Source organism: Tistrella mobilis KA081020-065, assembly GCF_000264455.2.
Lineage (GTDB): Bacteria > Pseudomonadota > Alphaproteobacteria > Tistrellales > Tistrellaceae > Tistrella > Tistrella mobilis.
Window position 1 is genome coordinate 2480741 of record NC_017956.1, and the last position, 11962, is coordinate 2492702.

12 protein-coding genes are annotated in these 11962 nt (G+C 67.4%); 5 read left to right on the top strand and 7 right to left on the bottom strand.

The annotated features are described in order from the left end of the window. The first annotated feature begins 42 nt into the window (after positions 1-42). A complete protein-coding gene (locus tag TMO_RS11230) occupies positions 43-900 on the top strand; it encodes a toll/interleukin-1 receptor domain-containing protein (protein ID WP_014745743.1) in 858 nt (285 codons plus the stop codon). Here the strand turns inward: TMO_RS11230 and TMO_RS11235 are convergent. Then, positions 897-2411: an SIR2 family protein gene (locus tag TMO_RS11235; RefSeq protein WP_014745744.1), complete on the bottom strand. Its 1515-nt coding sequence runs from the start codon at positions 2409-2411 to the stop codon at positions 897-899. The genes TMO_RS11230 and TMO_RS11235 overlap by 4 nt on opposite strands. A gap of 84 nt (positions 2412-2495) precedes the next feature. On the opposite strand from TMO_RS11235, the gene TMO_RS11240 reads away from it, so the two are divergent. Both TMO_RS11240 and TMO_RS11245 read left to right on the top strand, forming a co-directional pair. Beyond that, on the top strand, positions 2496-2942 hold the full coding sequence (locus tag TMO_RS11240) for a TIR domain-containing protein (RefSeq protein WP_041606081.1): 447 nt from the start codon (positions 2496-2498) through the stop codon (positions 2940-2942). Between the two features lie 38 nt (positions 2943-2980). After that, complete coding sequence (locus TMO_RS11245; protein WP_014745746.1) at positions 2981-3601, top strand: hypothetical protein; 621 nt, start codon at positions 2981-2983, stop codon at positions 3599-3601. A 20-nt stretch (positions 3602-3621) separates the two neighbouring features. Here TMO_RS11245 and TMO_RS11250 read toward each other — a convergent pair whose 3' ends face one another. From TMO_RS11250 to TMO_RS11275, 6 genes are all read right to left on the bottom strand, one after another. Next, positions 3622-4089, bottom strand: coding sequence for a DUF305 domain-containing protein (locus TMO_RS11250; protein ID WP_014745747.1), 468 nt, complete (start codon positions 4087-4089; stop codon positions 3622-3624). A gap of 11 nt (positions 4090-4100) precedes the next feature. After that, positions 4101-4616 carry a DUF4396 domain-containing protein gene (locus tag TMO_RS11255; protein ID WP_014745748.1) on the bottom strand — a complete coding sequence of 172 codons (516 nt, stop codon included), beginning with the start codon at positions 4614-4616 and terminating at the stop codon, positions 4101-4103. Between the two features lie 99 nt (positions 4617-4715). Further along, positions 4716-5879, bottom strand: coding sequence for a copper resistance protein B (locus TMO_RS30395; protein ID WP_081598876.1), 1164 nt, complete (start codon positions 5877-5879; stop codon positions 4716-4718). Continuing rightward, positions 5876-7696 carry a copper resistance system multicopper oxidase gene (locus TMO_RS11265; RefSeq protein ID WP_041604927.1) on the bottom strand — a complete coding sequence of 607 codons (1821 nt, stop codon included), beginning with the start codon at positions 7694-7696 and terminating at the stop codon, positions 5876-5878. The genes TMO_RS30395 and TMO_RS11265 overlap by 4 nt, the downstream gene beginning before the upstream one ends. A gap of 85 nt (positions 7697-7781) precedes the next feature. After that, positions 7782-8681: a hypothetical protein gene (locus TMO_RS11270; RefSeq protein ID WP_014745751.1), complete on the bottom strand. Its 900-nt coding sequence runs from the start codon at positions 8679-8681 to the stop codon at positions 7782-7784. Positions 8682-8696: 15 nt separating this feature from the next. Further along, the gene (locus TMO_RS11275; RefSeq protein ID WP_014745752.1) at positions 8697-8912 is read right to left on the bottom strand and encodes a heavy-metal-associated domain-containing protein; all 216 of its coding nucleotides are present in this window, start codon (positions 8910-8912) and stop codon (positions 8697-8699) included. A gap of 153 nt (positions 8913-9065) precedes the next feature. Between TMO_RS11275 and TMO_RS11280 the strand changes: the two genes are divergently transcribed. After that, positions 9066-11624 carry a heavy metal translocating P-type ATPase gene (locus TMO_RS11280; protein WP_041604928.1) on the top strand — a complete coding sequence of 853 codons (2559 nt, stop codon included), beginning with the start codon at positions 9066-9068 and terminating at the stop codon, positions 11622-11624. Positions 11625-11686: 62 nt separating this feature from the next. Further along, positions 11687-11953 carry a glutaredoxin family protein gene (locus TMO_RS11285; RefSeq protein ID WP_014745754.1) on the top strand — a complete coding sequence of 89 codons (267 nt, stop codon included), beginning with the start codon at positions 11687-11689 and terminating at the stop codon, positions 11951-11953. Positions 11954-11962 lie beyond the last annotated feature (9 nt).

Consider the following 11962-nt stretch of genomic DNA (forward strand, 5'->3'; position numbering starts at 1 on the left):
CCTATGTGGTGCGGCCGACCGGCGAATGAGCTACCGTCACGTATGCCGATCTTCATAAGCCACAGCCAGAAGGACCGGGCGTTCGTCGACACGCTCGCGGCCAATCTCGTGCAGAACAAGCACCATATCTGGATGGATCGCTGGGAATTGAAGGTCGGCGACTCTCTGCTCGACAAAGTGCAATCGGCGCTGACCGATTCGAGCGCCATCCTCGTCGTTCTGTCGAAGAATTCGGTCGAATCCGCTTGGTGCAAACGGGAGTTGAACGCGGGCTTGATGCGTGAGCTTGAGGAACGAAAGACGCTTCTCATGCCGTGCGTCATCGACGACTGCACGATTCCGCTTTTCCTGCGCGACAAGGTCTATGCCGATTTCCGCGCCAACCCGGACGAGGCGCTCGAACAGGTGAACCGCGCCTTGGCAGGCATCTCGAACCCGCTGCAGGGGCGATCGGAGACGCCTCGCTTCAACACGGACTGGTCGCTCGACTGGAAGAGCATCGACGATACCCACATCATGGAATGGACATTCGTCGATCATGGCCACGATTGGCCTTACGTAATCCTCAGCCAGTGCGTAATTGTCTGCAACGAAGAAGCCAGCCGGCGCTTCGCTCAAGCCATGGCGCGGGACGAAGAAGACATCTTCATGCGCGACGTGCTGGCTCTGCTCGTCGCCTCCCTCCCGCCGGACGGCTTGACCGTAAGAATCGAGGACGCGCGCGAGCGGGGTGTTTCGGCCCAGCTTTCCCGGCCCGGCGGAGAAGCCTTTGCGGTGCGCTTCTCCTACCGCCGGCTGGGCCAGGACAACGGCTTCGATACCGTCGTCTACCTCGACAACAACCTGAAGATCGCGCTGGAGCATATGACCAACGTGACGCGCCAGCCTGCCGGGCCTTAAAGCGCGCCTTTATTGGCCGACGACGACCTACCCTTCTTCCGTTTCGGGGAAGCTTGCGGTGCCGGTTTGTCGAGATGGTCGAGAAAGCGCCCGACCGCCTCGACGAGATCCTCAGGCGACCGCTTCGGGTCGTTGAGCAGGTCGAAATCCTTGCGCAGCGCCTTGGGCCAATGGTCGTCGAACTCGGCGTCGAGCTGCCGCCAGACCTCGGCGGCCGCGCCGCCGGTGGCGCCGACCGGGACGACGGCCCGCCCGATCCGCCGCGCGGCCTCGCATTCATCGAGAACGCCATCGGCAAGGACGCGCTCGGCGCGACCGCCTTTCTGGACGTCCTTCTCGCCAGCGATGACAATGCAGACGCCGGCCTGCTGGACAAGGCCCTCGCGGTAACGACGCTTGAAATCGGCGTCCTTGATCCCGGGCGGCGCCTCCTGCGGGAACGGCCGCAGCATCAGGCTCTTCTCCAGATTGGGCGCATCCTCTTTCAGGACGACGCCGAGCGCCCCGGAGATCGACGCGCTGCCCACCACGAGCCCGAACCCGGACACTAGGCGCTTGCTGCGCTCGGCGACCAGCCGGCCAATCCCGCGAGCGACAGCCTCGATGCGCCGGCGGCGATCGAGCTCGGCCGGATCGAGCACGTCGGGAAAGCTGCCGGAAATCATCACGCTGCGACGGGCGAGCGTCATCTCGACCTCGCGCAGGATGTCGTCGACCTCCTCGTACTCGTCGATCTCGACGCACTGAATTCCATAGCGCTGCAGGTCCTCGACCCAGAGCCGATGGCGGATCAGCTCCGTCTCGAGCCGCTTCTTGGCGTTCTTGCCGCCGCCGAGCGCTGGCTTGCGGACGATCGCGTAATGCTCGGGTCCGTTTTCCTTGAAAGCCTCGCGGATGCTGCCGAACAAATGGCCGAGGTTGGGATCGGTGAAGCTGAAGCCGAGGAAGAGGATCTGCTTGCTGACCAAGTGGCCGGTCAGAACCTGCAGGAACCCCGGCCGCATGCTCCGGTAGAGCTCGTAGTCGTCCTTGGCGATGACGACGTCGGCCGGGTGGTCGACCGAGCCGTGCATCTTGTAGAGGACGGTGTGCGCCCATGGCTTGTCGATGCCAAGATCCTCGTTGCGTGACTTGACGTCGAGGAGCTTGCGCTCGTTCCGCCATGCCGTCTCCGGTAAGGCGTCGTAGTTCGTCGTCCAGACGTGTCGCAGCGGTAATCGAGCGAGGATGCGGAAGGGCTCCGGCGCTTCCGCCTTGGGCGGGAACTCCTCGGCAATGAGGCGCGCGAGCTGGTTTCGCTTCCCGACCGCGCGGTTGACGCTGTATTGCGCCACCGCAGCGAGGTCGTGCTCCTCCTCGATGTCGAGGCCGAGTTCCTTCGCGATGTCACGGAGCAGACGCCGCCAGCCCGGGTAGCCGGCGCGCTGGGAGAGCCCGGCGCCAATGAAGGCGGCAGCGGAACCGAGTTCCAGGCTCTTGGTCCAGCGTTCGACGAAGGTGGCGCGGTCCATGGGTCTCCGATTATCCTTGCGACTCGGCGGAGCCGCCTGGAGCGACTATATCGGCCTCGGGTTCAGCAACGGCGAGTGATCATCATGGCAAGGCGGGTCTTCTTCAGCTTCCATTACCAGCGCGATATCTGGCGCATCAACCAGATCCGTAATTTGCACGAGATCGTCGGCTGCGCCGCCGCGGGCTTTCAGGACGCCTCCTTGTGGGAGGAGGCGAAGAAGAAGGGTGACGCCGAGATCAAGAAGATGATCGATGGAGCCTTGGAGCGGACCACGGTCACGGTGGTGTTCATCGGGGCCAAGACGGCTGGGCGGAAATTCATCAACTATGAGATCGAAAAGTCGATTGCGCGCGGCAATGGGTTGGTGGGCATTCAAATTCATCACTTGAAAGACAAGGACGGGAATACGGACACGCCTGGGGACACGCCGGCCTTGCTCACGAAGCACGGGGTGCCCGTCTACAGATATGTGGACGGCGACAAGCTGGCGGCTCGAATTGAGGAAGCCGCCAAAAAGGCCGGCAAATAGATTGTTGGAACGGCGAAAGACCTGAGGCAAGCCGGGACATGGCCATCCTGAGCGAAGGGGCGATCCGGGCGCGTGCCCGGCAGCGTGCCCAGCGCGAGGGAGTCAGCGTCGACGAAGCGCTGCGGCGCGTGTCGCGCCGGCAGGCCACGCGGTACGATATCTTTCTGTCGCAGACGATCCGTGACGCCGAGGTTGTGCTCGGCGTCTATGACCTGCTGGTCGAGATGGGCTTCGTCGTATTCTGCGACTGGCTCGACGCGCCCGAGGCGGACCGGGCGGAAGTGACGCCGGCGAACGCCGAGTTCATCCGCAGCGTGATGTCGGTCAGCGACACCCTGCTGTTTCTCGACACCGCGAATGCCGACCAGTCGCTTTGGATGTGCTGGGAGCTCGGCTGGTTCGATGGCGCGAAAGGGCACGTGGCGGTGCTCCCGGTGCTACCCGAGGGCCAGGGCTACTACCGTGGTCGCGAGTTCCTGGGCCTCTACCCGTACGTGGAAATCGACGCGGAAGGCCACCTTAAGGTGGTGCGTCCGGCTGCCGTCAACAGCCAGGGCATGATGCTGTTCGAGTCCCCCAATTCGCGGAGCTTCGAACGCTGGCGCGAGGGCACCCCTGCCTTCATGCGTCCGAAGATCATCGAGCACTGGCGGCTCTAGCGGACGCCGCAGGCACACGATCAATAGCGCGCCAGGATGGCATTCATCTGCGCGATCTCCTCCCTTTGCGCCTTCACGATCTCGCCGCACAGCGCCACGATCTCGGGATCGGTGATCGACGCCTCCTCGCACATCAGGATCGCGCCTGAATGATGGGGGATCATCGAGCGCAGGAACTCCTCGTCGCCGACGGCCGCCTGGGTGCGCATCGCGGCGAAGCTCGCGACGAAGACGATGATCGCGACGCCGGCGATGGCGATGTTCAGCGACCGCGAGGGAAACATCGAGCCCATCGAGACCAGCATGATCAGCGCCATGGGCGTCACCATCATCAGCGTCATGTAGAGATTGTTGATGTTGAGGTAAAAATGATCGAGCGTCGCGATCATCGTGTACATGACGAGGTACATGATCACGAAGTGGGCCACCATCTCGAACCCTAGCGCGCCATAGGATCCCTTCGTCTTGTGGTCCGCGTGATCTTTCATTTCCGCCCTCCTTAGTGGTGCTGGTGGTGCGCGTGAACGACGGCGTGACCTTTGCCACGCGAGATCAGCCATCGATTGACGGGAAACGCGACGGCGCCGGCGATCAGCAGCGCCACCGCGAGGCTCCCCCAGAAGAGAGGGCTCGCAAGCCCCGCATCCATGGCGCCGGGGATCACGAGCATGATGGCGTTGTCGACGATCTCCATGATCAGGATGGAGACGGTGTCGGCCGCGAGCGCCAGCTTGAGGACGGCTCCAAAGGCCAAGCCCGCCCTGAGGAGCGGGATCATGGTGAAGGCGTAACCGAAGAAGAAGGCGAGGACGACGGCAAGCGCAATCGTCGGCGCCGTCGCCCAACCCAGGGCGGTGCCGATCACCAGGCCGAGCACCTCGCCGGTGGCGCAGCCCGACAGGCAGTGGGCGGTGGCCGTGAAGGCCAGCCGGTTCAGGGAGATGCCGGCGGAATGAGCCTGCGCCCCGGCCGCGTCAGGGTGCCTATGGGCGTGGGTTGAATGATTGCGCTCCATATGACGTCTCCCGTTGAATTGGCCAGATCGGCCGGCGGTGCTGATCGGTGACCCGAGGCGCGCAGGCCGTCCTCGTCCGGGGCAGCGAGCCGGCCGCGGTCAAAACCATGATCTGATCCCGAACAGGAAGGCCCAGCGGCCGACGTCCTCGCCTGCGGCGCGCGCGAAGTCGGCGGTGTCGCCGAAGCGGCGCTCGTACTGGACACCGACATAGGGCGCGAACTCGCGCTCGATCTCGTAGCGCAGCCGCAGGCCCGCCTCGATCGACGACAGACCGGCGCCGATGCCAAGCTCGGGCACATCCTGCGCGGCGAGATCGAGCTCGACCCGTGGCTGCAGGATAAGGCGGTTGGTGATGCGCTGGTCGTATTCGGCCTCGAGGCGGGCAGTGAGATGGCCCTCGTCTGACAGGAAAGCTGCCGCGTCCACCTCGAACCAGTAGGGCGCGAGACCCTGGAGGCCGACGACGAGATGCGCGCGGTCGGGCTTGGGGCGGATGTCGTAGCGGACGCCCGCCTGAAGGTTGAACCATGGGTCGATCGCGCGGCTGTAGAGCGCCTGGATCTCGGCGCTCTCCACCGCCTCGCCGAAGGCGCCCTCGCCCTCGGTCTTGAGCCAGAGGCGGTTGTAATCGCCGCCATACCAGGCCTCGCCGTCCCAGGCGTAGCCGTCGTGGCCGTCCACCGCCCGGTACTCCAAGCGGTCGAAGAGCACCATGTAGCCGGTGTAGCCGCCGTGCTCGGCCATCAGCTCACCCGCGCGCTTCTTGGCCATGAACGTCGGGTCGAACACCGTGTCGGCGGCGTGCTCCGGTCCGCTGAACGCTTCAGGTGGCGGCGGCGCGACCGGCGGAGCGGATGCCGGCGCGTTCCCGGACGTCGCGTGGCCAGCATGCGGGTCGGCCGCGAGTGCCGGAGCCGTCTCCCGATGCCCGGCGTGGTCGCCGGGAGCCGGCGCCGGCTGTGGCATCGCGTGGCCCGCGTGCGGCTTCGAGTTCGTCGGCTGCGATGCGCCCGGCATCTTGTGGCCGGCGTGCGGGTCCGGTGACGGCGGTACGGGAGCTGCCGCAGCGGGCGTGCAATGCCCCATCGCGGCATGCTCGGGCGTGCAGTTCGGATCGGGCGGCGCGGGCTGGGCCGCGGCGGGCGCCGCATGGCCGGAGTGCGGATCGGCGGCGGGCGTGCCGTGGCCGGCGTGCTGCGCGAGCGCGGGCGAGGCGAGAGTCAGCGCGGACGCCGCGGCGAGGATGAGGGCCGTGGTCATGCGGCACCTCCCTTGTCGTCCATGGGCCGGACTTTGACGACGTTCATCATGCCGGCGTGCATGTGGTAGAGCAGGTGGCAGTGGAACGCCCAGTCGCCGGGCGCGTCCGCGGTCAGGTCGAAGCTCGCCTTGCCGCCCGGCATCACGTTCACCGTGTGCTTGACCGGATGCCCATGCGGCATGCCTGTGACCAGCTCGAAGAAGTGGCCGTGGATGTGGATCGGGTGGTTCATCATGCTGTTGTTGATGAGGTTCACCCGCACCCGCTCGTTGCGCGCGAAGCGGATCGGCTCGGCGCCTTCGTTGAGCTTCCTGCCGTCGAAGCTCCACATGAACCGCTCCATATTGCCGGTCAGGTGGATGTCGACGCTGCGCGTCGGCGGCCGCTTGTCATGGAAGGGCGTGAGCGGCGCGAGATCGTGGTAGGTCAGCACGCGATGCGGCTCGTTCTCTAGGCCCAGCGGCCGGTCGCCCGTGCGGTCAACCGGCATCGGCGCGATCATGTCGACGCCGACGCCGACCTTCACCGTCGGCGGGACGAGCGACTCGTCGCGCATGTCGTGGTCCATGCCGCCGGACCCATGGCCCATCGCCGCATGGTCGGCGCCGGCGGAAGCAGGCGCGCCATGCCCCATAGCCGCATGGTTCGTTGCACCGGCGTTGCCGTGGCCCATCGCGCCGTGGTCCATCCCGCCCATGCCCATGTCCTTCATGCCCAGCGTGGGACGCGGGCGTAGCGGCGGGACGGGCGCGGTCATGCCGAGGCGCGGCGCGAGCGTCGCGCGGCCCATGCCAGAGCGGTCGATCGACTCCGCCACGAGCGTGTAGGCGCGGTCCTCGGTGGGCGTGACAATCGCGTCGTAGGTTTCGGCGACCGAGATCTGGAACTCGTCAGTCTCGACCGGCCGGACGTGCGTGCCGTCCGCCTGCACGATCGTCATCGGCAGTCCCGGTATGCGGATGTTGAAGATCGTCATGGCCGACGCGTTGATGAAGCGCAGCCGCACGCGCTCGCCGGGCCGGAACAGGCCGGTCCAGTTCTCGCCCGGTCCATGGCCGTTGATCAGATAGGTGTAGGTCGAGCCCGTCACGTCCGAGATGTCGGTCGGGTCCATGCGCATGCGGCCCCACATGATCCGCTCCGAGAGCGGCATCCTCTCCTCGGGATCGTTGTCGCGCAGCAGCCCGGCCAGCGTCTGCTTCTGCCGGTTGAAGTAGCCGCCCTCGTTCTTGACCTTCGCCATCACCTGGTGGGGGTGCATGAAGGTCCAGTCGGAGAGCACGACGACGTGCTCGCGGTCGTAGGGCGCAGGCTCCGCGCCCGCCGGGTCGATGACCAATGGGCCGTAGTGACCGACCTGCTCCTGCAGGCCGGAGTGTGAGTGATACCAGTAAGTCCCGAACTGCTTGATCGGGAACTCGTAGGTGAAGGTCTGCTTGGGCAGGATGCCGGGGAAGCTGATCCCCGGCACACCGTCCATGTGGAACGGCAGGATGAGGCCGTGCCAGTGGATCGAGGTGTCCTCGTCGAGGGTGTTCTCGACGTGAATGCGGACGTCCTGGCCTTCGCGCAGGCGGATCAGCGGCGCGGGCAGCACGCCGTTCATCGTGATCGCGTGGCCCGAACGGCCGCCGACCTCGAACAGGCTGTGGCCGACGGAAAGCCGGATGTCTTCCCCCGTAAGGGTCGGCGAGTCCGGCCTGAGACCCGGCGTGCCGCTCCGCGCCCATGCGGGGAAGAGGCCCGACAGGCCGGCGCCGGCCAGCCCGAGCGCGCCGCTTTTCAATAGCGCTCGCCTTGCGATGGGTCGGTTCATTGTTCTGGTTCCTTAGTCATTGCTCAGCCCCATCGGGTCCTCGTGAGCGGGAATGGCGGCCGAAGCCGCAGTCCGCCGGTCACTGTCAGGACGATCCCGGGACCATCACGTCAAAGGGCACGGTCCGCACCTGTCCGCCTCCCATGAACTGAAGCCACAGCGCATAGCGGCCGGCGCGCGGCGGCGTCGCGTGGAGCGTCAGCTCGGCTGGGATGGGCCCTGCAGCGCCGTGCGATCCATGGCCGGCGTGCGCCCCGCCATGTCCCTTCCTGGCCTGATCGGCGGCGGTCGCATGGGCGTGGACGTAGGCGAGGTCGTCCGCGCCGACGAACACCGCGTGCGCCGGCACGCCCAGGTACGGCTGAAGGTCGGTCGCGGGCTTGCCGTCCTTGAGGATGGTCAGCGCCATCAAGCCCGCGGCGCCCGCGCGCAGCGCCCGGGCGTCGAGTTTGACGGTGTAAGGACCATCGACACCTTCGAGCGTGGCGTTCGGCGACGCGGCAGGCGCCGGTCTGACAGGCCGCTCGCTCGGAGCAGGATTGTCGGAGGAGACGTCCACCGGCACGTCGAAGCGGATCACCTGTTGGCCAAGGCCGGACGGCGCCGCGTCGGCATAGACATGGTAGAGGCCGGGCTTCGGGAAGCGGACCTGGAGCCGGAACCGCCCGTCCGGACCGGCCTTCTCCGCGTGCGCATGCACGAAGGTCGAGAGCGCCGAGTCGGTGGCCAGGACGTGAAGCTCCTGGCTCAGCTCCTCGTCGTAGCGGAGGATCGGCTTGCCCGTCGCCTTGTCGATGAAGGCGACCTCAAGCTCGCGGGTCAGCGGCTCGGTCCCCCGGACGATGAGGTCGCCGGCCGCTTTCTCGGTAGCGCCCGGCAGCGCGAAGGTGCCCTTGATCGAGGCCTGTGCTGCGGCCGGAGCCGAAGCGAGGACTGCGGTGATCGCCAGCGCCATCGCGCCGGTCACGAGAGGCTTGCGTGTCATGTGGGGGCTCCCCGTTCAACCAGCGGCGGGCTCGGAGCGGCGCTCGGCGGGGTAGCCGGCTTCCTCCAGGACCGCGAGGAGGTTCGATTCAGCGGCCGAACTCTCGACCCGCACCTCGCGAGTCGTCGGATCGGTCTCGATCCGGGCCTTGGGATCGACGCTCTGCAGCGCCTTGGTGACCGACTTGGCGCAGCCGCCGCAGGTCATGTTGGGGACGTGGAAGCGAAGCATGCGACTCTCCTTGTTCGTTCGCTTCCAACCCAACTGGGGTTTGCCATCGTGGTAAGGTCAAGCCCCGAAGTCACGGCATCGATTAGCCCTTGACCTTCCCATCGTTGGAAGCCCCACATCGGGTCCAAAGCCCCAATGAAGGGAGTGGAAACGATGGCTTCCGTGGTTGCGCTTCGGCGCGAGAATGATCCTCCGGCGCCCTCGGGCGGCACGCTCAGCGTCCGCATCGAGGGGATGACTTGCGCCTCCTGCGTCGGGCGCGTCGAGAAGGCCTTGAAGGCGCTGCCCGGCGTGACGCGCGCCGCCGTGAACCTCGCGACCGAACGCGCCGAGGTGGCGTTCGCCGGCGAGCCCGATCCGGCAGCCGTGGCCCGCGCGGTCGAGGATGTCGGCTATTCGGTGGGCGAGGAGACGACCGAACTCTCGATCGAGGGGATGACCTGCGCCTCGTGCGTCGGGCGGGTCGAGAAGGCGCTCGTCCGCGTCCCGGGCGTGGTGAGCGCCTCGGTCAATCTCGCGACCGAGAAGGCCCAGGTCCGGCATCTCGCCGGCGCGGTCTCCACGGGCGATCTCGTCGCGGCCGTCCGCTCGACGGGCTACGAGGCGCGTGCGGTGGCGTCCGACGCTCCCTCCGACCAGGAGGCGGAGCGGCGCGAGCGCGAGATGGGCTCGCTGCGCCGGGCGCTCCTCATCGCGGCCGCGCTCACCCTGCCGGTGTTCGTGCTCGAGATGGGCTCGCACCTGATCCCGGCCGTGCATGACTGGGTGATGACCAATATCGGCCACCGCGAGAGCTGGTATCTCCAGTTCGCGCTAACCACGCTCGTGCTGTTCGGGCCGGGCCTGCGCTTCTTCCAGAAGGGTGTGCCGGCGCTCCTGCGCGGGGCCCCCGACATGAACTCGCTGGTCGCGCTCGGCACCAGCGCCGCCTGGGGCTACTCGGTGGTGGCGACCTTCGCCTCCGGGCTGCTGCCCGAAGGCACGCAGAACGTCTACTACGAGGCCGCGGCCGTCATCGTTACGCTGATCCTTCTCGGCCGCTATCTCGAAGCGCGCGCCAAGGGCCGCACGTCGGAAGCCATCAAGCGCCTCATGGGGCTGCAGGCCAAGACCGCCCGCGTCCTGCGTGACGGCGAGGCCGTTGAGGTGCCGCTCGCCGACGTGCAGGCCGGCGACCTCGTCCAGGTGCGTCCTGGCGAGCGCGTGCCTGTGGACGGCGAGGTGATTGAGGGCACGTCCTACGTGGACGAATCGATGATCACCGGCGAGCCCGTGCCCGTGCACAAGGCGGCGGGCGCTGAAGTCGTCGGCGGCACGATCAACAAGACGGGCGCTTTCACCTTCCGTGCCACGAAGGTGGGCGCGGACACCGTGCTCGCCCAGATCATCCGCATGGTCGAGCAGGCGCAAGGGTCGAAGCTGCCGATCCAGGCGCTGGTGGACAAGGTCACCTCCGTCTTCGTGCCGATCGTGATGGGCGTGGCGGCGCTAACCTTCGGGATCTGGCTCGTCTTCGGGCCGGCGCCGGCGCTCACCTTCGCGCTGGTGAACGCGGTGGCCGTGCTCATCATCGCCTGCCCCTGCGCGATGGGGCTCGCCACGCCGACCTCCATCATGGTCGGCACCGGGCGCGCGGCCGAGATGGGCGTGCTGTTCCGCAAGGGCGAAGCCTTGCAGACGCTGCGCGGTGCCAAGGTGGTCGCGCTCGACAAGACCGGCACGCTCACCAAGGGCCGTCCGGAGCTCACCGACTTCGTCCCGGCCCCAGGCTTCGCGACGGAGGAGGTTCTCGGCCTCGTCGCCGCCGTCGAGACCCGCTCGGAGCACCCGATCGCCGAGGCGATCGTCGAGGCCGCCCGCAAGCGGGGCCTCAAGCTCGGGGCGGTCGAGAGCTTCGACGCGGTGCCCGGCTTCGGGGTCGCCGCGACGGTCCAGGGCCGCAAGGTCGAGGTCGGAGCCGATCGCTACATGAAGAAGCTCGGCTACGACGTCGCCGACCTGCTGCCTGCGGCCAAGCGGCTGGCGGTCGAGGGCAAGAGCCCGCTCTATGCGGCCGTGGACGGCAGGCTCGCCGCAGTGATCGCGGTCGCGGACCCGATCAAGCCGACGACGCCCGAGGCGATCCAGGCCCTGCACGCGCTCGGCCTCAAGGTCGCGATGATCACCGGCGACAACGCGGGGACCGCGCAGGCCATCGCCAGACAGCTCGGCATCGACGAGGTCGTGGCCGAGGTCCTCCCCGACGGCAAGGTCGAGGCGCTCAAGGGTCTGCGGCAACGGCTCGGCAGCGTCGCCTTCGTGGGCGACGGCATCAACGACGCCCCGGCGCTCGCCGAGGCCGACGTGGGCCTCGCCATCGGCACAGGCACGGACGTGGCGATCGAGTCGGCCGACGTGGTGCTGATGTCGGGCGACCTGCGGGGCGTCCCCAACGCAATTGCGCTCTCCCAGGCGACCATCCGGAACATCAAGCAGAACCTGTTCTGGGCCTTCGCTTACAACACGGTGCTGATCCCCGTGGCGGCGGGCGCGCTCTACCCCGCCTACGGCGTCCTGCTCTCGCCCGTGTTCGCGGCCGCCGCGATGGCGCTTTCCAGCGTCTTCGTGCTCGGCAACGCGCTTCGGCTGAAGGGCTTCCGGCCGCCGATGGCGGCCGAGACGTCCGCGCCTGACCGCGCGACGGGCCGACCCGCGTTGGCGCCCGCCGAATGACGGCCGGCCCGGGCCGCGACGAGGGCCCGGGTCAGCCCAAGACGAAACGCAAGGAGGCCGACATGCCCGAGACCGCAGATACCAAGGTGATCGTCTACACCACGCCGACCTGCCCGGATTGCCGGGCGCTGAAAGCCTGGCTCGACGCGCGAGGCGTTCCTTTCGAGGAGCGCGACCTGTCGGACCAGACGGTGATGGAGGAAGCCAAGGCGCGCACCGGGGTGCGCGTGGCGCCCATCACGCTGGTGGGCGAGAAGGTCTTCTACGGCACCTTCCCGTCGCAGAAGCCGGGCCTCGCCGAGGCGCTCGGCCTGTCGAAGGCGGCGTGAGGGGGAGCG

Coding starts and splice junctions, on each gene's coding strand:
- TMO_RS11230 (WP_014745743.1), top strand. CDS start 43: ATGCCGATCTTCATAAGCCACAGCCAGAAGGACCGGGCGTTCGTCGAC.
- TMO_RS11235 (WP_014745744.1), bottom strand. CDS start 2,411: ATGGACCGCGCCACCTTCGTCGAACGCTGGACCAAGAGCCTGGAACTC.
- TMO_RS11240 (WP_041606081.1), top strand. CDS start 2,496: ATGGCAAGGCGGGTCTTCTTCAGCTTCCATTACCAGCGCGATATCTGG.
- TMO_RS11245 (WP_014745746.1), top strand. CDS start 2,981: ATGGCCATCCTGAGCGAAGGGGCGATCCGGGCGCGTGCCCGGCAGCGT.
- TMO_RS11250 (WP_014745747.1), bottom strand. CDS start 4,089: ATGAAAGATCACGCGGACCACAAGACGAAGGGATCCTATGGCGCGCTA.
- TMO_RS11255 (WP_014745748.1), bottom strand. CDS start 4,616: ATGGAGCGCAATCATTCAACCCACGCCCATAGGCACCCTGACGCGGCC.
- TMO_RS30395 (WP_081598876.1), bottom strand. CDS start 5,879: ATGACCACGGCCCTCATCCTCGCCGCGGCGTCCGCGCTGACTCTCGCC.
- TMO_RS11265 (WP_041604927.1), bottom strand. CDS start 7,696: ATGAACCGACCCATCGCAAGGCGAGCGCTATTGAAAAGCGGCGCGCTC.
- TMO_RS11270 (WP_014745751.1), bottom strand. CDS start 8,681: ATGACACGCAAGCCTCTCGTGACCGGCGCGATGGCGCTGGCGATCACC.
- TMO_RS11275 (WP_014745752.1), bottom strand. CDS start 8,912: ATGCTTCGCTTCCACGTCCCCAACATGACCTGCGGCGGCTGCGCCAAG.
- TMO_RS11280 (WP_041604928.1), top strand. CDS start 9,066: ATGGCTTCCGTGGTTGCGCTTCGGCGCGAGAATGATCCTCCGGCGCCC.
- TMO_RS11285 (WP_014745754.1), top strand. CDS start 11,687: ATGCCCGAGACCGCAGATACCAAGGTGATCGTCTACACCACGCCGACC.